This window comes from Arthrobacter sp. BE255, from assembly GCF_031457335.1.
GTDB lineage: Bacteria > Actinomycetota > Actinomycetes > Actinomycetales > Micrococcaceae > Arthrobacter.
Genome location: NZ_JAVDWK010000009.1, coordinates 61,560 through 79,054, shown reverse-complemented (window position 1 = coordinate 79,054; position 17,495 = coordinate 61,560). Strand labels below are relative to the sequence as shown.

The following is a 17,495-nucleotide window of genomic DNA, read 5'->3' as shown; positions in this document are numbered from 1 at the left end:
GGGGTAGGTATCACTGTTGATCCTACGGTCCGCGGGCTACAGCGCCTTCACCGCGCCCAGCACCTTGGCCAGGGAATCCTTGGCGTCGCCAAAGAGCAGTGAGGTGTGCGGTTCGTACAGCAGCTCATTCTCGATGCCGGCGAATCCCGGCCGCATGGAGCGCTTCAGGAAAATCACCTGGCGGGCATCGGACACCTCCAGGATGGGCATGCCGTAGATCGGCGACCCGGAGGACGTCTTCGCGGCCGGGTTCACGACGTCGTTGGCGCCCACCACCAGCGCCACGTCAGCAGTGCGGAACTCGGAGTTGATCTCGCCCATCTCCTTGAGCGACTCGTACGGCACATTGGCCTCGGCCAGGAGCACGTTCATGTGCCCCGGCATCCGGCCGGCCACGGGGTGGATCGCGAAGTCCACCTCGATGCCGCGGGCTTCGAGGGCCAGCGCCAGTTCGGCGGCGGTGTGCTGCCCCTGCGCCACGGCCAGGCCGTAGCCGGGCACGATGATCACCCGCTGCGCGTAGCCCAGCAGCACCGCCACGTCTTCTGCGCTGGAGGACCTGACGGGACGTTCGCTCACGGCGGTGGATCCCGCCGTCGAACCTCCCCGGAAGGCGCCGAACAGGATGCCGGCCACGCTTCGGCCCATCGCCGCGGCCATGGCCCGGGTGAGGATGGTACCGGAGGCGCCCACCAGGGTTCCGGCCACCACCAGCAGGACGTTGCCCAGGACCACGCCGGACGCCGCCACCGCCAGGCCGGTGAACGCGTTCAGGAGCGAGATGACGATCGGTACGTCCGCGCCGCCCACCGGGAGCACCAGCAGCACGCCGGCCGCGAGGCCCAGGACCAACAGCAGCACCGCCAGCGGCAGGGAACCGGTGAGGACGACGGCGACGGCGGCACCCACCGCAGCAAGCAGCACCACCGCCATCACCACCGGCAATCCGGGGAAAACGACGGGGCGGGTGGTCATCAGCTCCTGGAGCTTGGCGAAGGTGACCCCGGATCCGGCGAAGGACACGGCGCCCACCAGGAGGGTGAAGACAATGGCGAGGCGCACCCACGGGTCCGCCGTATGGCCGAGCTCCAGCAGCGCCACCAGGGCCGCGGCGCCGCCGCCTACACCGTTGAAGAGCGCCACGAGCTGGGGCATCTGGGTCATCTGCACCCGCCGGGCCACGGGTGCGGCCACCGCGGTTCCCACCGCGATGGCGCCGATGATCCAGGGAATGTTGTCCAGACGGGCGGACAGAAAGACGGTAATGACGGCCAGCAGCGCTCCGAAGGCGCCCACCAGGTTCCCGCGGCGCGCGGTGCGGGGGGAGCTGAGGCCGCGCAGGGCAAGGATGAAGAATACGGCGGCTATGAGGTAGAGCAGGGAGGTCCAGACCGGATCGAGGAGGGTCATTGTCCCTCCCCCTTGCCCGCGGATGCCTTGCCGGCGGCTTCCTTCCGGCCATGGAACATGTGCAGCATCCGGTCGGTCACCACGAAGCCGCCCACCAGGTTGGCGGTGGCCAGCACCACGGCGAGCAGCGCCACGGCCAGGATCACCGGGTCGGCCGCCTGGCCCGCCACGATGATGGCGCCTACCAGGATGATGCCGTGGATGGCGTTCGCCCCGGACATCAGCGGGGTGTGCAGGGTGCTGGAGACCTTGGAGACCACTTCGAAGCCAACAAAAACGGCCAGCACGGTGACGGTCAGCAGGCTCATGCCGTCCATCAGATTCCCCCCTCGCCGTGGACACTGTCGACGTGGACGCCGTCGGCCTGGACCGTCGGTGAGTGGTCGGGCAGCGCCGGGATGAGCGCGGCGAGGGCCTCCGCCGTGGGCAGGTGCCGCACCGCGCCGTCGTGCGTGAGGCAGGCGCCGGCCACCACCTCGTCGTCGAAATCGGGTGCAACCACCCCGTCCCGGGTCATCAGGGCGAGCAGGTTGGCCACGTTCTTGGCGTAGAGGCGGGACGCGTCCGAGGCCATCGCTGACGGCGCGTCCTTCAACCCCACCAGCGTGATGTAGCCCTGCCCGTCCGCGGTGGGCACCAGGATGTCCTCGCCGGGAACGGATCCCTCCACGTTGCCGCCGGTCTCCGCGGCGAGGTCGACGACGACGGAACCGGGCCGCATGGCCTGCACCATCTGGCGGCTCACGAGGAGCGGCGCGCGCCTGCCGGGGACCGCCGCCGTCGTAATCAGGACATCCGCCTGGCCGACGTGCGGTGCGAGAAGTTCACGCTGGAGGGCGCCGCGGTCGGCGCTGAGTTCGCGGGCGTAGCCGCCGGAGGCTTCGGCGGTTTCGAGGTCGAGCCTGATGAAGGTGCCGCCCATGGATGCGACCTCATCCGCGGAGGCCGGGCGGATGTCGTTGGCGGAGACCCGGGCTCCGAGCCGTTTTGCAGTGCCGATGGCCTGCAGCCCGGCCACCCCGGCGCCGAGCACCAGCACCCGGGCGGGCGGCACCGTTCCGGCGGCGGTCATGTAGAGGGGGAAAAATCGCGGCAGGCGGATGGCGGCTTCCAGGACGCAGCGGTAGCCGGCCACGAGGGCCTGGGAGCTGAGCGCGTCCATGGACTGGGCGCGGGAGATGCGGGGCACCAGTTCCAGGGCGAAGGAGGTGACTCCGGCGTCAGCGAGCGCCTGGACGGTGGCCAGCTGGGACGACGGCGAGGCCATTCCCACGGTGACGGCGCCGGGTTTCAGCGACTTGGCCGTCGCCGGATCCAGCGGGCGGACGTGGATGAGGATGTCCAGGCCGCGGGTGTCGAGGGACGGGACTATCCGGGCCCCGGCGTGGATGTATTCATGGTCGCTGTGGCCTGCTGCGTCGCCGGCCCCCGCCTCGATCAGCACGTCCAGGCCCAGTCCGGTCAGTTGCTGGACGGTTTCCGGGGTGGCGGCCACGCGCCGTTCACCCTCATGCCGTTCCCGCGGTATGCCCAGTTGCACGGCCACTCCCCTCACAAACGTGTGCGGCAGCGCCTCGAGGTCCAGGTCCGTCCGTTTGACCGGCGGGAACTTCGCGGAGCGGCACTGCTGCACGTAGTTGGCTAGAGTCTATGGCCCCCTGCGCGAACTGGCAGCTAATTCCCGCAGATTCGTGTTTTGGGGGTATTACCTGCCTGTTCGCGTGTTACCCCCGGGCGGTCAGGTCCGCCGAGATGAGCTTCGCCGTAGCCACGATCTCCTGCGCCACCGAGGCGAGGTACGCCTCAGGGTCCGGCCGGGCAGCGACGGACTGGGCCTGCAGGGAAACGTTCACCGCCGCCACCACCTTGGGTCCGTCATGGACCGGGGCCGCCACGGACATCAGCCCCAGCTCCAGCTCCTGGTCCAGCAGGCACCAGCCCTGGGCGCGGACGGTATCCAGGACTGCGAGCAGCTCCTGGGGAGTGCCCAGTGCGCGGGGCGTGAGCGGCTTGATCTCGGCTGAGGCCAGGTAGGCCTTGAGTTCGGCCGGCGGCAGGGCCGCCAGCAGTACCCTGCCCATGGAGGTGGCATGCGCCGGGAAGCGGGTGCCCACGGTGATGCCCACGTTCATGATCCGGCGGGTGGTCACCCGGGCGATGTAGGCGATGTCCGTGCCGTCCAGCACCGCGGCGGACGTGGACTCACCCAGCTTCAGCGACAGTTCCTCCAGGTGCGGCTGGGCCAGCTGCGGCAGCGACAGCCCGGAAAGGTAGGCGTAGCCGAGCTGGAGCACCTTGGCCGTCAGCGCGAAGGTCTTGCCGTCGGTGCGGACGTAGCCCAGTTCCACCAGCGTGTGCAGGAAGCGCCGCGCGGTGGCCCGGGTCAGGTCCGTACGGGCGGCGACTTCGGTGAGGGTCATCAGGGGGTGGTCGGTATCGAAGGCACGGATCACGGCCAGACCCCGCGCCAGCGACTGCACGTACTGGTCGCCCGCCTGCGGAGCGGCCTGCGTGTCTGCTGGTGCGTGGGTCATGGTTACCAATCCTATTCGGCGCGAACGTACACTTGCGGCCCCAGAACCGCGGCCCGCAGGGGCCCCAAGTGTACGTTCGCGCCGGGCGTGGGGGTGTTTAAGGCGCGACGGCGGGGGCTGCTGTGAGCGGGACCGGCACCAGTTCCTGGAGCTCCTCCAGGGTGCAGCCGAAGGTTTCGCGGACCTGGACGCCGCCGGGTCCGGTGAGGAAGACGGCCTTGTCGGTGTACACGCGGGTGACGCAGCCGACGCCGGTGAGCGGGTAGGTGCAGGCCTCCACGATCTTGGAGGCGCCCTCCCGGGTCAGGAGCGTCATCATCACGAACACGTCCTTGGCGCCGGTGGCGAGATCCATCGCGCCGCCCACGGCCGGGATGGCGTCAGGGGCACCGGTGTGCCAGTTGGCGAGGTCACCGGTGGCCGAGACCTGGAACGCGCCGAGCACGCAGATGTCCAGGTGTCCCCCGCGCATGATCGCGAAGGAGTCGGCGTGGTGGAAGTAGGACGCCCCCGGGAGTTCGGTGACCGGGATCTTGCCGGCGTTGATGAGGTCGCCGTCGATCTGCTCGCCCTTGGCTTCCGGGCCCATGCCCAGCATGCCGTTCTCGGTGTGCAGGGTGATGTCCTGGTCCGCGGTGAGGTAGTTGGACACCAGTGTGGGTTGGCCGATGCCGAGGTTCACGAACGAGCCTGGCTGGATGTCCTTGGCCACGAGCCGGGCGAGGTCGTCGCGGCCCAGCGGCGTCTCGGACGTCTGGATGGAAGTTGCAATGCTCATCTCAGGCCACCTTCACAATGGTGTTGACGTAGATTCCGGGGGTGACGACGGTTTCCGGGTCCAGTGCCCCGGTGGGGACGATTTCGGAGACCTGGACGATGCTCTGCTTCGCGGCCGCGGCCATGATGGGGCCGAAGTTGCGCGCGGTCTTGCGGTACACGAGGTTGCCCTTGCCGTCGGCTTTGAGGGCCTTGATCAGGGCGACATCGGCGTGGATGGGCGTCTCGAAGACCTGGCCGCGGCCGTCGATGATGCGGGTTTCCTTGCCCTCGGCCAGCATGGTGCCGTAGCCGGTGGGGGTGAAGAACCCGCCGATGCCGGCTCCGGCGGCGCGGATCCGCTCGGCAAGGTTGCCCTGCGGCACCAGCTCCAGCTCGATCTCCCCGGCCTTGTACTTGGCGTCGAAGTGCCAGGAGTCGGACTGCCGCGGGAAGGAGCAGATCATCTTCTTCACCCGGCCTTCCTTGATCAGCAGCGCGAGGCCCTGGTCGCCCTGGCCGGCGTTGTTGTTCACCACTGTCAGCTCGCGGGCTCCGCAGTCCATCAGCGCGTCGATCAGTTCGAACGGCTGCCCGGCGTTGCCGAACCCGCCGATCATCACGGTGGAACCGTCCTTGATCCCGGCCACGGCATCGGCCACGGTGTCTACAAAATTCAGCATCTCTCTTAGCCCTGTCTGTTATGCCGAAGCACCGGTAGTTACGTTTTCGAGGACAACAGCCAGGCCCTGGCCCACGCCGATGCAGATCGCAGCGACACCCCAGCGCTGCCCGGAGGCCTGCAGGGACCGGGCGAGGGTGCCCAGGATCCGGGTGCCGGACGCGCCGAGCGGGTGGCCCATGGCAATCGCGCCACCGTGCCGGTTCACGATCGAGGAGTCAATGCCCCAGGCGTTGATGCATGCCAGGGACTGCGCGGCAAACGCTTCGTTAAGTTCGACGGCGCCCACCTGGTCCCAGCCGATGCCCGCCTTCGCGAGGGCCTTGTTCGCCGCCTCCACCGGGGCGTAGCCGAAGTACTGCGGGTCGTTGCCGTGCGCGCCGCGGCCGGCGATCCGTGCCAGCGGTTCGAGCCCCAGCAGCCCGGCGGCATTTTCGCTGCCGATCCAGGCCGCGGAGGCGCCGTCGGACAACGGCGACGCGTTACCGGCAGTGACGGTGCCGTTCTCCGTCCGGAACACCGTCTTGAGGCCGGCGAGCTTCTCGGCCGAGGACCCGGCGCGGATGCCTTCGTCGCGGATCAGGTCAGTGCCCGGCACCGGGGCCACGAGGTTGTCGTAGAAACCCTCGTCCCATGCAGCGGCGGACAGGTTGTGCGAGTTCGCTGCGAACTCGTCCTGCTGCTCCCGGGTCACGCCGTACTTCTCGCGCAGCCGCTCTGTGGCCTCGCCCAGGGAGATGGTCCACTCCTTCGGCATGGCCTTGTTCACCAGGCGCCAGCCCAGCGTGGTGGACGCCAGGGTCATATCCCCTGCCGGGTAGGGCTTCTCGGTCTTGGGCAGCACCCACGGGGCGCGGGACATCGACTCCGCGCCGCCCACCAGCATCAGCTCGGCGTCGCCGGCGTTAATCTGGCGTGAGGCGATGATCGCGGCGTCCAGCGAGGAACCGCAGAGCCGGTTCACCGTGGTGCCCGGGATGGAGACAGGCAGGCCTGCCAGCAACGTGCCCATCCGGGCAATGTTGCGGTTTTCCTCGCCCGCGCCGTTGGCGTTGCCGAACACGACCTCGTCGATCCGTTCGGGGTCAAGGCCGGGGGCCCGCTTCACGGATTCGGTGATCACGTGCGCCGCCAAGTCATCCGGGCGGACCGCCGCGAGACCGGAGCCGAACTTACCGAAAGGCGTGCGAACGGCGTCGTACACAAAAGCCTGGTTCATGAGTTGTTGTCCATTTCCTTAAAAACCTGCTGGGCGGTCTTGAACGCTGTGTTGGCGGAGGGGACTCCGCAGTAGATGGCGGTCTGCAGCAGGATTTCCTTGATCTCATCCCGGCTCAGGCCGTTGGTGATGGCCGCGCGGATGTGCATGGCCAGCTCTTCCCAGTGCCCGTGCGCCACCATCGCGGTGATGGTCACGGCAGAGCGCATCTGCCGCGGAAGGCCCGGGCGGGTCCAGATGCCACCCCACGCGATTCGCGTGATCATGTCCTGGAAGTCTTCGGTGAATTCGTCCTTGTTGGCGTTGGCCCGGTCCACATGTTCGGCGCCCAGCACCTCGCGGCGGACCACCATGCCGCCGTCGTAGATCTCCTGGCTGGTGGCATCCGGCTGGACGACGCCGTTCCGTGCGCCTGGAAGGTTAATGCTGCTCATTTGGCTGCCTCCTGGGATTCGGTCCATGAGATGAGGTTGCGGAGCAGGTCGGCCACGTGGCCGGGTGCCTCGAACGGGGCAAGGTGGGCCACACCGCCCAGCGTCACGGCGTTGGCAGTGCCCCCGCCGGCGCTGATGCCCGCCGCCACTTCCTCCGCGAACGACGGCGGCGCAACAGTGTCCTCCGCACCGGCCAGTGCCTGCGTGGGGACGCTGATGCTGCCGAGGTCACCGCGGACGTCAAAGGATGCCAGTGCTTCGCAGCAGAAGGCGTAGCTGAAGCGGTCGGCGTCGCGCAGGGCGTGCAGGAGGCGGCTGCTCCGGGCGGGTTCGCGGTCCATGAAGCCCGGCGCGAACCAGCGCTGCGCGGAGCCCTGGATCATCACGGGGGTTCCCTGGGCGCGCACGGTTTCAGCGCGTTCCAGCCATCCTTCCGGGGTGCCCAGCTTGGCGCCGCTGCACTGGACCGAGAGGCTCTTGAGGCGTTCGCCGTGCTTGATCCCCAGCTGCAGGCCGGTGGCGCCGCCGAGGGAAACCCCGGCGTAGTGGAAGCCGGCGCCGGGCGCGATGGTGTCCACGAGGTCCACCACCGCGTCCGCGAGGTCGGCCACATCAAAGCCTTCGGTGGCCGCAGGCGAGACGCCGTGGCCGGGCAGGTCCCAGGCCACCACGTCGTAGTCGGTGCCGAGCAGTGTTGCCGCCTCGGTCCACAGGAGGGTGGACGTGCCCAGGGACGGTCCGGCTACGAGCAGGGGCCTGTCTCCCAGCGGGCGCTGGGGCGAAAGCAGCACTGCCTTCAGGGTCGGTTTAGCCACGGTTGGCTCCGTTCGCGTCGTTGGGTGCTGAAGTGTTGGAAGAATCTGTGGCGGACAGGGCAAAGTCCGGGAACGCTGCGAGGATCCGCCGGGAGATCCCGGCGGCCTGGCCCAGGTAACTGGCCGGATCCAGGAGCTCTTCCAGCCGAAGATCAGTGACCTGGCCGGCCGGGACAGCCTCGCGGAGCAGCCGCCGGTACGTGCCGGCCTGGTCCGCTGCCGGCACCTCAAGGGTCCGGTCCACCACGGCCTGGAGCTGCTGTTTGCCGGTGGCGCCGTCCTTTTCCTCCAAGAGCGGTGCGACGGCTGCCCCTACCCCTTCAGCCAGCAGTAAGGGACCGGCGAGGTCCAGGTTGCGGCGCATGGCCACCGGGAAAACCTGCAGGCCTTCCGTCAGCTCCTTCACGTGGCCGGCCGCGGCCAGGGCCAGGCTGAGGAGACCGCGGAGGGCAGGCCATTCGGTGTGCCAGGCCCCGTCGGGGCGTTCGTCGTTGAAGTTGGCGGCCGCCAGGTGCAGCTGGGCCGCGAGCTGCGGCGCCTGCAGGGCGGCGCTGCGGACCAGGACGGCGAGCACGGGGTTCTGTTTCTGCGGCATGGCCGAGGACACGCCCCTGCCCGCGGCCCGCGGCTCGGCCAGCTCGGCCACCTCGGGTCGGCTGAGGAACAGGACGTCGGCGGCGAGCTTGCCGTACGCGTCCAGCACCGAAGCCAGGGCATTACCGAGGGACGTGATGGCCAGGCGGTTGGTGTGCCACGGTGCGGGCGCCGCGGCGAGTCCAAGCTGGGCGGCCAGCGAATCCGCCAGGCCAAAGGGGGTGGACGCCGTCCCGGAGGTCAGCACGGTGCCGGCGGCCAAGGTGCCTGCCGCGCCGCCGAACTGCACCGGCAGCTGCACCTGCTCCAACTGCCGGCCTGCCGCTGCCACGCCGTGGAACCACTGCGCGGCGCGGAGCCCGAAGGTGAACGGCAACGAGTGCTGGGTCAGGCTCCTGCCCACGCACAGCGTGTCCGCATGCTGTTCCGCGAGGGCGGCGAGCACCGCCGTCGTGCTTTTCAGGTCAGCCAGCAGGGCCTCAACGGTGTTGCGCGCCAGCAGCATCAGGGCCGTGTCCAGCACGTCCTGGCTGGTCAGTGACGTGTGGACCGCTTTCACGGCGCCCACGCTGGAGGTGTCCCGCGCCTGGACCTGCTTCCGCAGGTCGGCCAGCAGCGGGATCACGGGGTTGCCGCCACCCTGGGCGCGGAACGCGATGTCCGCCACGTCGTAGCGGCCCGCCTCGGCGGCGGAGGCCACGACGGCGGCGGATCCGGACGGCGCCAGGCCGGCCTTCTCCAGCACGGCGGCCCAGCCGGACTCGACGGCGAGGATCGCCGCCAGCACCGCGCGGTCCCCCGTCAGCGCGCCCACCAGGGGCGACGCCGACACGGGGCTCAGCAGGCCGGCGTCGCCGTCGGCCGCGCTTCCGGAAAGGCCCAGGGCGGCGTTGTTCACTGGAAGTCCAGGAAGACTGTTTCGCCCTCACCCTGCAGGCGGATGTCCCAGGTCAGTCCGCCGTCGGGATCGCGGCGGGCGATCAGGGTCTTCCGGCGTTCCGGGTCCAGGGAGCTGAGAAGCGGGTCCGCGGCGAGGGCTTCCCCGTTCTCCGGCAGGTAGATGCGGGTGAACAGGCGGTTCGTCAGGCCGCGGGCAAAGATGGCCACCGAAATGAACGGCGCCGCCCCCGGTTCGGTGGGGCCGGGGTTGACCGTGGTGAAGGTAAACACGCCGGAGTAGCCCACAGAGCCGCGGCCCCAGCCTGTGAAGGTGTAGCCGTCGCGGACCAGCGAACCGGTCTTCTGGACGATCTTGCCGTCGGCGTCGGGCTGCCAGATTTCCAGGATGGCGTCCGGGACAGTTTCCCCTGCGCCGTCGTACACGGTGCCCTGGAGGCGGATGGAGCCCGGCGAGCCGGGGGCCAGGAGTTCGTTGTCCTTCTCGAACGGCAGGGCGTAGCCGTAGAACGGGCCGACGGTCTGGCCGGGGGTGGGAACAAGCTTGGTGGTCTGGTTGCTCATGTGCCTATCTGCCTGCCTATTCACTCTCGTCGCCTGCTGTACCTAGTGCTTCGTTTTCGGTCCAGGTCCGCTTCGGGCCGGTCAGGACGATGTCCCAGTTGTAGCCCAGGGCCCACTCGGGTTCGGTCAGGTCGTGGTCGTACTTGGCTACCAGGCGGTCCCGGGCGTCCGGGTCCACGATGGTCTGGTAGATGGGGTCCAGCGGGAAGAGCTGGTCGCCCGGGAAGTACATCTGCGTGATGATGCGCTGGGTGAACTCGGTGCCGAACATCGAGAAGTGGATGTGGGCGGGGCGCCAGGCGTTGAGGTGGTTTTTCCACGGGTAGGCGCCGGGCTTGATGGTGGTGAAACGGTAGGAGCCGTCCGGCCCGGTGATGCAGCGGCCGATGCCGGTGAAGTTGGGGTCCAGCGGTGCCGGGTGCTGGTCGCGCTTGTGCATGTAGCGGCCGGCGGCGTTGGCCTGCCAGATTTCCACGAGCTGGCCGGCAACGGGGCGGCCGTCGCCGTCGAGGACCTTGCCTGCGACGATGATGCGCTCACCCTGGGGTTCGCCGTTGTGCTGGATGGTCAGGTCCGACTCCAGGGCGTGCACGTCCTGGTGTCCGAAGGCCGGGGAGTACAGCTCGATGGTCTCCGGGTCTGCGTGCTGCAGGCTCTTGGTGGGGTGCCGCAGGATGCTGCTGCGGTAGGGCGGGTAGTCCAAACGGGGCTGGGTCTCGGCGGGGGTGCCGTCCTTGAGCGCCCGGGCGTATGCCTCGCCCATGGCGTTGATCTCTGCACTGAGATCGGCCTGGGTCTCGATGGCGCGGTCCAGGGGCTGGTGCCCGGCATGGGGTTCGGCGGCCGGTACGAGCTCGTCGGTGTCAAGCTGTTCGGTAGTGATGTGCTGCGGCACGGCTGGCTCCTTTCGTGGTTGCGTTGCTGTTGTTAAAGGTGCTGGGATTCAGGCGGGCGGGTCAGGTGCGGTGCAGGAGGTCGTACTGGACTGCGTGCCGGACGGGCGCGTTGGGGGCGCCGTAGCCGTCATAGTTTCCGCGGCGTTCCACCATTTCGAAGAACACACTGCCCACGGTGGCGGTGTAGAAATGCAGGAACTCGCCGTCGGCGTCACGGTCGTACAGGAGGTTCAGTTCCTGCAGCGTGGCCAGGAAGTCCGGCGCCAGCCCAAACCGGGTGTCCAGGTCCTCGTAGTAGTTCGCCGGGATCTCCAGGAACTCCAGGCCGCGGGCCTTGCAGTCCCGTGCGGTGGCCACGAGGTCGTCCACGGCGAAGGCGATGTGTTCCTGGTAGGTCCTGCGCGCACCGGTGCCCGCGCCGTCAGAATTCGCAGCGCCGGAATCAACCGACGCTCCGTCCTGCTGGATGAGCGGGGCGAGGTTCAGCACGAGCCGCACGGCGCGGTTTTCGGTGAGCATCACCTGCGAGCGGACCAGGCCGGTGGGGCTGGGAACCTCGGCGAAAGGCTGCGCTTCCAGGGCCAGGGCGCTGGTGTAGAAGAGGACTGCCTCGTCAAAGTGCTGCCAGGGCTGGGCCAGGTTCACGTGGTCGATCACGGCGGAGGCGCCAGCGGCGGGCACTTCCAGCCCCTCGCCGAATTCGCTGGTCCAGGCCGCGGTCCCGTCCGGGCTGCCCTGGCACAGGAAGATCTCCGTGGAGTCCGGGGCGGCGAAGCCCTGGAACACCTCCTCGTTCGCCTGGCTCTTGCGGGGCACCGCCGGGGCCTTGAGCTGCTGGGCGCGGGCGGAGGCAATCACGGGTGAATCGACGTCGAAACCAAGGGCCGCGATCGTGGGCGTTGTGTCCCCGGCGTCGGGGCCGGCCTCGTTGATGATGACCCGGGCGTGGCCCATGGTCCACAGCTGGACGTCCTTGGTGCGGTGGCGGCCGTTGAACTCGAAGCCCAGCTGGCCCAGGACTTTTTCCAGCCCGGCGGTGTCAGCAGCCTTGACCTCGGCGAAGTTGAAGCCTGCCGGTTCGGCCACCTGCGGGAGCGTGGCAAGCTCCATCGGATAACGACGGCGGCCCGCGGCGTGGGTGCCCAGGCCGGTGCCCGGCGCGGCGCCGGACAGCACCGGTGCGTTGGCGTCCAGCCATTTGGCGCTCTGTTCCTCCAGCCAGATCAGCGAGCGCATGCCATCGACGGCGGTGCGCTCCACGTCCGACTGGCGGAAGACGTCATTGAAGATCTCAAGCGACACGGGGCCCGCATAGCCGGCGCGGACCACGTGGCCCATGAACTTGGCGAGCTCGAACTGGCCTTCGCCCGGGAAGACCCGGTAGTGCCGGCTCCAGGACAGCACGTCCATGGACAGCTTGGGTGCGTCCGCCACCTGGACGAAGAAGATCTTCTCCGGGTTGAACGCCTCGATGGGTGCTGTGTTCCAGTCGCGGGACAGGATGTGGAAGGAGTCCAAACAGGTGCCCAGGTTGGGGTGGTCCACTGCCTCCACCAGCCGGTGCGCGTGCTCGTAGTCGCTGACGTACTTGCCCCAGGCCAGGGCCTCGTAGGCCACCTTGACGCCGTGCTCGCCGGCCAGTTCGGCCAGGCGGCCCAGCTGTTCGGTCCGGAGGTCGTCGCTGTCGATGCTGGCGGTGGCCACGTTGGAGCAGACCAGGATGGTGTCCATGCCCAGCCGGGCCATAAGCCTGAACTTGGCTTCGGCGCGGCGGAGGTTGGCGGCGAGAAGGTCCTCGGACACGCTGTCAAAGTCGCGGAAGGGCTGGTAGAGGTCAAGGGTCAGGCCCAGGTCTGCCGCCATCTTGCGGACGTCCTCGGGCGTCAGGGGCGAGGTGACCAGGTCCTGCTCGAAGATCTCGATGCCGTCGAAGCCTGCGATGGCGCAGGCCTGCATCTTCTCCTTCAGGGTGCCTGAAAGGCAGACGGTGGCGATTCCGGTGCGCATCAGGCGGCCACCTCTTCCGCGGCCACAAGTTCCAGGAAGTGCGAACGCATCCTGTCAGCGTCGGCTGTCAGCCCGGTGAAGATCCGGAACGCGTCCGCCGCCTGGCCCACGGCCATCCGGCCGCCGTCCAGGACGTCGCAGCCTTTGGCGCGTGCGCCGCGGACCAGTTCGGTGTCGATGGGGCGGTAGACGATGTCCGCAACCCAGTGCCGGGGCTCCAGCAGGTCCAGGTCCAGCGGGACGCCGGGGTGGGCGGCCATTCCCACGGGGGTGCAGTGGACGAGGCCGTCAGCGAGGGGCAAAAGCTGCGGCAGCTCCGCCGTCGTCCGGGCCGTGACGGTGCTCTGCGGGAAGAAGCCAGCCAGTTCCGCAGCCTTCGCGGCACAGCGGGCGGGATCCACGTCCACCAGGTCCAGGGCCTTGACGCCAGCGGTGAGCAGGGCGTAGGCGACGGCGGAACCGGCGCCGCCGGCGCCCAGCTGGACCACGCGGTCCAGCTCCGCGGAGGGGAGGCCGGCGGCCAGGGCCGCGGCAAAGCCGGAGAAATCTGTGTTGTGGCCGATGAAACGGCCGTCCTCGATCACCACGGTGTTGACGGCGCCCAGCCTGAGGGCGTCCGGGGAGATTTCATCCAGGTGCTCCAGTACCAGCTGCTTGCAGGGGTGGGTGATGTTCAGGCCGTTGAAGCCAAGGCTGCGGGCGCTCTGGAGCAGGTGGCCGACGGATTCGCCGGGGAGGCCGAGCTCCAGCAGGTCGATGGGGCGGTAGAGATAGCGCAGGCCCTGCACGTCGCCTTCGCGTTCGTGCATGTGGGGGGTGAGTGACGGCATCACGCCGTCCCCGACCAGTCCCACCAAGTAGGACTCAGTTCGATTACTCATCCGTGCAGCTCCTTTGGTAACGGCACCGGGCGGCCTGCGCAGGCCTTGGCGGGCGCGGCGGGTCCGGTGTTAGGGATTACAGTACAGCACATGTTCACATATCGCACTCTTGTTCGAGATGCGAACATGGATTGGGTTTGGGTCAGTAAATGCCAAGGCCCGCCGCATTTTTCACGGCGAGGGTCAGCGCTGCGGGAGGCGGGCAGACAGCTCAGCCGCCGCCTCCTGCAGGACGGGAACGTGGGCGATCAGGGCTTCCAGGCTCAGGCGAAAAACCGGGACCGCTGTGGCCAGGGAGGCGAAGGCGTAGCCCTGGGAGTTGAAAAGCGGGACGGCCACGGCGCGCATGCCGGTCTCGTTCTCCTCATCCATGACGGCGAACCCCTCGCGCCGGACCTTGTCGATTTCGGCGCGGAAGGCATCCCTGTCGGTAATGGAGTGCTCCGTCAGGGGATCCAGCTCCAGCTCAGCCAGGAGGCGTTCCCGCTCCGAGTCCTCGGCGAACGCCACCAGCGCCTTGCCCACCGCGGTGGTATGCAAAGAGCCGAGGTGGCCGGGGTCACTGGTCACCCGGAACATCTGCGGGCCGTCCACCTTGTTGACCGTCAGGTGGTGGTGGCCGTCCCTGACGCTGAGGATGGTGGCCTCACCCGTCTGCTCCGTCACGCGGCGGAGAACCGGCATTGCCGTGCCGGCAAAGCCGTGGTGGTTGGACACCCGCTGGCCCAGCTGGAAGATGCGCAGGCCCAGGTGGTAGCGGCGGCCATCCGGTTCGTAATCCACAAAACCGTCCCGCGTGAGCGAGCCCAGCAGGCGGTACGTGGTGCTGAAGGGCAGGTCTGCGCGGCGGGAGATTTCCGCGGCACTGGCGCCGCGGGGCTCGTCCCCGAGGAGGACAAGGAGGCCCAGGGCCTTGCCCACCATGTCCGTCCGGTCACCTTTGGCCGCCTTTGGCTCGGGGGTTACGTCGTCGACCTCTGTGGCTTGGTTCACACTCATAAGTCGATATTGCCACATCGTGGCAACTATTTCTAGATGGTGATTATTTTCTTGACAAGTGACTGTACTCACAGCCATCATTGCTATATCGCACAAGTAGCTCCCACCATGTGGCTACTGTCCGGGTTCCCCCGCACCTCCAGCCGTGCCGCGCCAAGCCTTACCCCAGGCAAGCGCCGGCTGCGAGCCCCTGATCCATCCGCGACAAAGTCGTCACACCAAAGGAATTCCATGAGCCAGAAACTTCCGTCCGCCGAGCCAGGCATCGCTGCCCCGGCCGGGACGCCGAAGAAGGCAGCCCTCGCAAGCTTCCTGGGCAGCGCCGTCGAATACTACGACTTCTTCATCTTCGGTTCCGCCGCCGCCCTGATCTTCCCCACGGTCTTCTTCCCGAATGCTGACGCGAACGCGGCCATCATGTCCTTCGCCACCTTCGGCTTTGCCTACGTGGCGCGGCCGGTGGGCGCCGTCATCCTGGGCCACTTCGGAGACCGGGTGGGCCGGCGGAAGGTCCTGATGTTCACGCTAATCCTGATGGGTGCCTCCACCTTCCTGATCGGCTGCCTGCCGGACTTCAACACCGTTGGCTGGTGGGCTCCTGCCCTGCTGGTGCTCGCAAGGCTCTGCCAGGGCCTCTCGGCCGCTGGCGAACAGGCCGGCGCCTCCTCCATGACCCTGGAGCACGCTCCGGACAACCGCCGTTCCTTCTTCACCTCCTGGACCCTGACCGGAACCCAGGGTGGCCAGATCCTCGCCGCCCTCGCCTTCATCCCCGTCCTGGCCCTCCCGGACGACATCAAGTACGGCATCGGCTGGCGCGTCCCGTTCTGGCTCAGCGCCGTCGTCGTGATGGTTGCGTTCTTCATCCGCCGCACGCTGCACGAACCCCCGGCCTTCGAGGAAGCCCAGAAGAATGCCGAGATCTCCAAGCTCCCCGTGGCCGACCTGCTCAAGAGCCACTGGCGCGACGTCCTCCGCGTGGTCTGCTGCGCGTTCATCGCCGCCGTCTCCACCGTGTTCGGCACCCTGGCCATCAGCTACGCCAAGACCGTTGCCGGCGTCGACGGCACCACCACCCTGTGGCTGGTGGTGGGCGCCAACCTCGTAGCCCTGGGCACGCAGCCGCTCTTCGGTAAGCTCGCCGACAGGATCGGCCGCAAGCCCGTCTTCATCTACGGCGCACTCTCCAGCGCCATCCTCACCCCGGTGTTCCTCCTCAGCCTGGAATCCGGCAGCGTCCCGCTGATGTTCCTCGCAGCCATCGGCTTCTTCTCCTGCGGTTACGCCGCTTCCAACGCCGTCTGGCCGTCCTTTTACGCCGAGATGTTCAGCACCAAGGTCCGGTTCTCCGGCCTGGCCATCGGCACGCAGTTGGGCTTCCTGATGGCAGGCTTCGCCCCGGCGATCGTGGCAGCCATGGGCGGCATCAAGCCCGGCGGCTGGGTCCAGATCAGCATCTTCACCGCCATCATCTGCTCCATCGCGGCTATCTCCGCGCTGACGGCCAAGGAAACCTTCAGGGTCCCCACCAAGCAGCTCGGCCTGAAGTAACGCACCAGCCCGGTTTTGGGACCGGAAAGCCCGCCATTCCCCCGAATGGCGGGCTTTTCCCGTTGAAAAATGGGCTATTCCGGCAGCAACCCAAAAGTACGACGGCGGACGGCCGGGTTGCTAGGGCCGCCCGGTCTCGAGCACGGAGGCCAGGTCGAAGTTCACCGGCTCCTCCAGCTGTTCGTAGGTGCATGATTCCGGGTCCCGGTCCGGCCGCCAGCGGTTGAACTGGGCGGTGTGGCGGAAGCGGTCGCCCTCCATGTGGTCGTACCTGACCTCCACCACCAGCTCCGGCCGCAGCGGCACGAAGGACAGGTCCTTTCCGGCGCTCCAGCGGCTGCCTTCGGCGTTCCGCGGCGTCCGGTCGCCTTCCTCCTGCTTGGCCCACGCCCACGGGTGCCCGTCGAAGTCGGTGACCAGCTGCTGCAGTTCGGCAAACAGTTCCTGCCGGCGCTTCATCGGGAACGCGCCGATCACGCCCACGCTGGCCAGGACGCCGTCGTCCTTGTACAGGCCGAGCAGGAGCGAGCCGATCACGTCCGGGCCGCTCTTGTGCACGCGGTAGCCGGCCACCACGCAGTCGGCAGTGCGTTCGTGCTTGACCTTGAACATCACGCGTTTGTCCGGCTGGTAGGAGCCATCCAGCGGTTTGGCCACGATCCCGTCCAGGCCGGCGCCCTCAAACTGCCGGAACCACTGCTCGGCGGTGTCCTTGTCCCGGGTGGCGGCCGTGAGGTGGACCGGCGCCTGGCTGCCGGCGAGCGCCTGCTCCAGTGCGGCCCGCCGCTCGGAAAAGGGCCGGCCGGTGTAGTCCTCGTCCCCGAGGGCCAGCAGGTCAAAGGCCACAAACTTCGCCGGCGTCTGCTCCGCCAGCAGCTTCACCCGGCTGGCAGCAGGATGGATGCGCTGCTGCAGGGCGTCGAAGTCCAGCCGGTCCCCTGATCGGCCCACCAGGACAATCTCGCCGTCCAGCACGCAGCGCGGCGGCAGGTTCGCCTTCAGCGCTTCCACGACCTCCGGGAAGTACCGCGTCATGGGTTTCTCGTTGCGGCTTCCGATCTCCACCTCGTCGCCGTCGCGGAAGATGATGGACCGGAAGCCATCCCACTTGGGCTCATAGCTCAGTGCGCCGTCCGGCATTCCACTGACAGCCTTGGCGAGCATCGGCGAAACGGGCGGCATCACGGGAAGTTTCATAGGCCCCATTCTTGCCCGGCTGCCGCGCCGGCGGTAGGGCCCGGATCCGCAAGTCCGGC

General features: G+C 68.2%; 17 protein-coding genes. 1 reads left to right on the top strand and 16 read right to left on the bottom strand.

Annotation, left to right across the window (positions count from 1 at the left end):
- Positions 1 to 36: 36 nt before the first annotated feature.
- The 15 genes from J2X42_RS15555 to J2X42_RS15485 form a co-directional block, all read right to left on the bottom strand.
- Entirely contained in the window at positions 37 to 1,410 is a 1,374-nt protein-coding gene (locus tag J2X42_RS15555) for an NAD(P)(+) transhydrogenase (Re/Si-specific) subunit beta (protein ID WP_310166635.1), read from the bottom strand.
- Complete coding sequence (locus J2X42_RS15550) at positions 1,407 to 1,727, bottom strand: NAD(P) transhydrogenase subunit alpha (protein WP_310166633.1); 321 nt, start codon at positions 1,725 to 1,727, stop codon at positions 1,407 to 1,409. Before J2X42_RS15550 ends, J2X42_RS15555 begins: the two co-directional genes overlap by 4 nt.
- Entirely contained in the window at positions 1,727 to 2,950 is a 1,224-nt protein-coding gene (locus J2X42_RS15545) for a Re/Si-specific NAD(P)(+) transhydrogenase subunit alpha (RefSeq protein ID WP_310166793.1), read from the bottom strand. Before J2X42_RS15545 ends, J2X42_RS15550 begins: the two co-directional genes overlap by 1 nt.
- Positions 2,951 to 3,134: 184 nt before the next feature.
- Complete coding sequence (locus J2X42_RS15540; RefSeq protein WP_310166632.1) at positions 3,135 to 3,944, bottom strand: IclR family transcriptional regulator C-terminal domain-containing protein; 810 nt, start codon at positions 3,942 to 3,944, stop codon at positions 3,135 to 3,137.
- A gap of 97 nt (positions 3,945 to 4,041) precedes the next feature.
- Positions 4,042 to 4,722: a 3-oxoacid CoA-transferase subunit B gene (locus tag J2X42_RS15535; protein WP_310166630.1), complete on the bottom strand. Its 681-nt coding sequence runs from the start codon at positions 4,720 to 4,722 to the stop codon at positions 4,042 to 4,044.
- A gap of 1 nt (position 4,723) precedes the next feature.
- Positions 4,724 to 5,383, bottom strand: a complete 660-nt coding sequence (locus J2X42_RS15530; RefSeq protein ID WP_310166628.1) for a 3-oxoacid CoA-transferase subunit A — start codon at positions 5,381 to 5,383, stop codon at positions 4,724 to 4,726.
- An 18-nt stretch (positions 5,384 to 5,401) separates the two neighbouring features.
- Positions 5,402 to 6,601: a thiolase family protein gene (locus tag J2X42_RS15525; RefSeq protein WP_310166627.1), complete on the bottom strand. Its 1,200-nt coding sequence runs from the start codon at positions 6,599 to 6,601 to the stop codon at positions 5,402 to 5,404.
- The gene (pcaC, locus tag J2X42_RS15520) at positions 6,598 to 7,035 is read right to left on the bottom strand and encodes a 4-carboxymuconolactone decarboxylase (RefSeq protein ID WP_310166624.1); all 438 of its coding nucleotides are present in this window, start codon (positions 7,033 to 7,035) and stop codon (positions 6,598 to 6,600) included. The genes J2X42_RS15525 and pcaC overlap by 4 nt, the downstream gene beginning before the upstream one ends.
- On the bottom strand, positions 7,032 to 7,850 hold the full coding sequence (locus tag J2X42_RS15515; protein WP_310166622.1) for an alpha/beta fold hydrolase: 819 nt from the start codon (positions 7,848 to 7,850) through the stop codon (positions 7,032 to 7,034). Before J2X42_RS15515 ends, pcaC begins: the two co-directional genes overlap by 4 nt.
- The gene (locus tag J2X42_RS15510) at positions 7,843 to 9,342 is read right to left on the bottom strand and encodes a lyase family protein (protein ID WP_310166621.1); all 1,500 of its coding nucleotides are present in this window, start codon (positions 9,340 to 9,342) and stop codon (positions 7,843 to 7,845) included. The genes J2X42_RS15515 and J2X42_RS15510 overlap by 8 nt, the downstream gene beginning before the upstream one ends.
- Positions 9,339 to 9,905 carry a protocatechuate 3,4-dioxygenase subunit alpha gene (pcaG, locus tag J2X42_RS15505; protein ID WP_310166619.1) on the bottom strand — a complete coding sequence of 189 codons (567 nt, stop codon included), beginning with the start codon at positions 9,903 to 9,905 and terminating at the stop codon, positions 9,339 to 9,341. The genes J2X42_RS15510 and pcaG overlap by 4 nt, the downstream gene beginning before the upstream one ends.
- A 16-nt stretch (positions 9,906 to 9,921) precedes the next feature.
- On the bottom strand, positions 9,922 to 10,800 hold the full coding sequence (gene pcaH / locus J2X42_RS15500; protein WP_310166617.1) for a protocatechuate 3,4-dioxygenase subunit beta: 879 nt from the start codon (positions 10,798 to 10,800) through the stop codon (positions 9,922 to 9,924).
- 61 nt (positions 10,801 to 10,861) lie between these two features.
- A complete protein-coding gene (locus J2X42_RS15495; RefSeq protein ID WP_310166615.1) occupies positions 10,862 to 12,808 on the bottom strand; it encodes a TIM barrel protein in 1,947 nt (648 codons plus the stop codon).
- On the bottom strand, positions 12,808 to 13,689 hold the full coding sequence (locus J2X42_RS15490) for a shikimate dehydrogenase (RefSeq protein WP_310166614.1): 882 nt from the start codon (positions 13,687 to 13,689) through the stop codon (positions 12,808 to 12,810). The genes J2X42_RS15495 and J2X42_RS15490 overlap by 1 nt, the downstream gene beginning before the upstream one ends.
- 183 nt (positions 13,690 to 13,872) lie before the next feature.
- Positions 13,873 to 14,688 carry an IclR family transcriptional regulator gene (locus tag J2X42_RS15485; protein WP_310166612.1) on the bottom strand — a complete coding sequence of 272 codons (816 nt, stop codon included), beginning with the start codon at positions 14,686 to 14,688 and terminating at the stop codon, positions 13,873 to 13,875.
- 231 nt (positions 14,689 to 14,919) lie between these two features.
- On the opposite strand from J2X42_RS15485, the gene J2X42_RS15480 reads away from it, so the two are divergent.
- Entirely contained in the window at positions 14,920 to 16,239 is a 1,320-nt protein-coding gene (locus J2X42_RS15480) for an MFS transporter (RefSeq protein ID WP_310166611.1), read from the top strand.
- A 120-nt stretch (positions 16,240 to 16,359) separates the two neighbouring features.
- On the opposite strand, the gene J2X42_RS15475 is transcribed toward J2X42_RS15480, so the two are convergent.
- Positions 16,360 to 17,436: an ATP-dependent DNA ligase gene (locus J2X42_RS15475; protein WP_310166609.1), complete on the bottom strand. Its 1,077-nt coding sequence runs from the start codon at positions 17,434 to 17,436 to the stop codon at positions 16,360 to 16,362.
- Positions 17,437 to 17,495 lie beyond the last annotated feature (59 nt).

What these genes read in the sequence shown, in the direction of transcription:
- J2X42_RS15555 (WP_310166635.1), bottom strand. Translation starts at nt 1,410, where the DNA reads ATGACCCTCCTCGATCCGGTCTGGACCTCCCTGCTCTACCTCATAGCC.
- J2X42_RS15550 (WP_310166633.1), bottom strand. Translation starts at nt 1,727, where the DNA reads ATGGACGGCATGAGCCTGCTGACCGTCACCGTGCTGGCCGTTTTTGTT.
- J2X42_RS15540 (WP_310166632.1), bottom strand. Translation starts at nt 3,944, where the DNA reads ATGACCCACGCACCAGCAGACACGCAGGCCGCTCCGCAGGCGGGCGAC.
- J2X42_RS15535 (WP_310166630.1), bottom strand. Translation starts at nt 4,722, where the DNA reads ATGAGCATTGCAACTTCCATCCAGACGTCCGAGACGCCGCTGGGCCGC.
- J2X42_RS15530 (WP_310166628.1), bottom strand. Translation starts at nt 5,383, where the DNA reads ATGCTGAATTTTGTAGACACCGTGGCCGATGCCGTGGCCGGGATCAAG.
- J2X42_RS15525 (WP_310166627.1), bottom strand. Translation starts at nt 6,601, where the DNA reads ATGAACCAGGCTTTTGTGTACGACGCCGTTCGCACGCCTTTCGGTAAG.
- pcaC (WP_310166624.1), bottom strand. Translation starts at nt 7,035, where the DNA reads ATGAGCAGCATTAACCTTCCAGGCGCACGGAACGGCGTCGTCCAGCCG.
- pcaG (WP_310166619.1), bottom strand. Translation starts at nt 9,905, where the DNA reads ATGAGCAACCAGACCACCAAGCTTGTTCCCACCCCCGGCCAGACCGTC.
- J2X42_RS15495 (WP_310166615.1), bottom strand. Translation starts at nt 12,808, where the DNA reads ATGCGCACCGGAATCGCCACCGTCTGCCTTTCAGGCACCCTGAAGGAG.
- J2X42_RS15490 (WP_310166614.1), bottom strand. Translation starts at nt 13,689, where the DNA reads ATGAGTAATCGAACTGAGTCCTACTTGGTGGGACTGGTCGGGGACGGC.
- J2X42_RS15485 (WP_310166612.1), bottom strand. Translation starts at nt 14,688, where the DNA reads ATGAGTGTGAACCAAGCCACAGAGGTCGACGACGTAACCCCCGAGCCA.
- J2X42_RS15480 (WP_310166611.1), top strand. Translation starts at nt 14,920, where the DNA reads ATGAGCCAGAAACTTCCGTCCGCCGAGCCAGGCATCGCTGCCCCGGCC.
- J2X42_RS15475 (WP_310166609.1), bottom strand. Translation starts at nt 17,436, where the DNA reads ATGAAACTTCCCGTGATGCCGCCCGTTTCGCCGATGCTCGCCAAGGCT.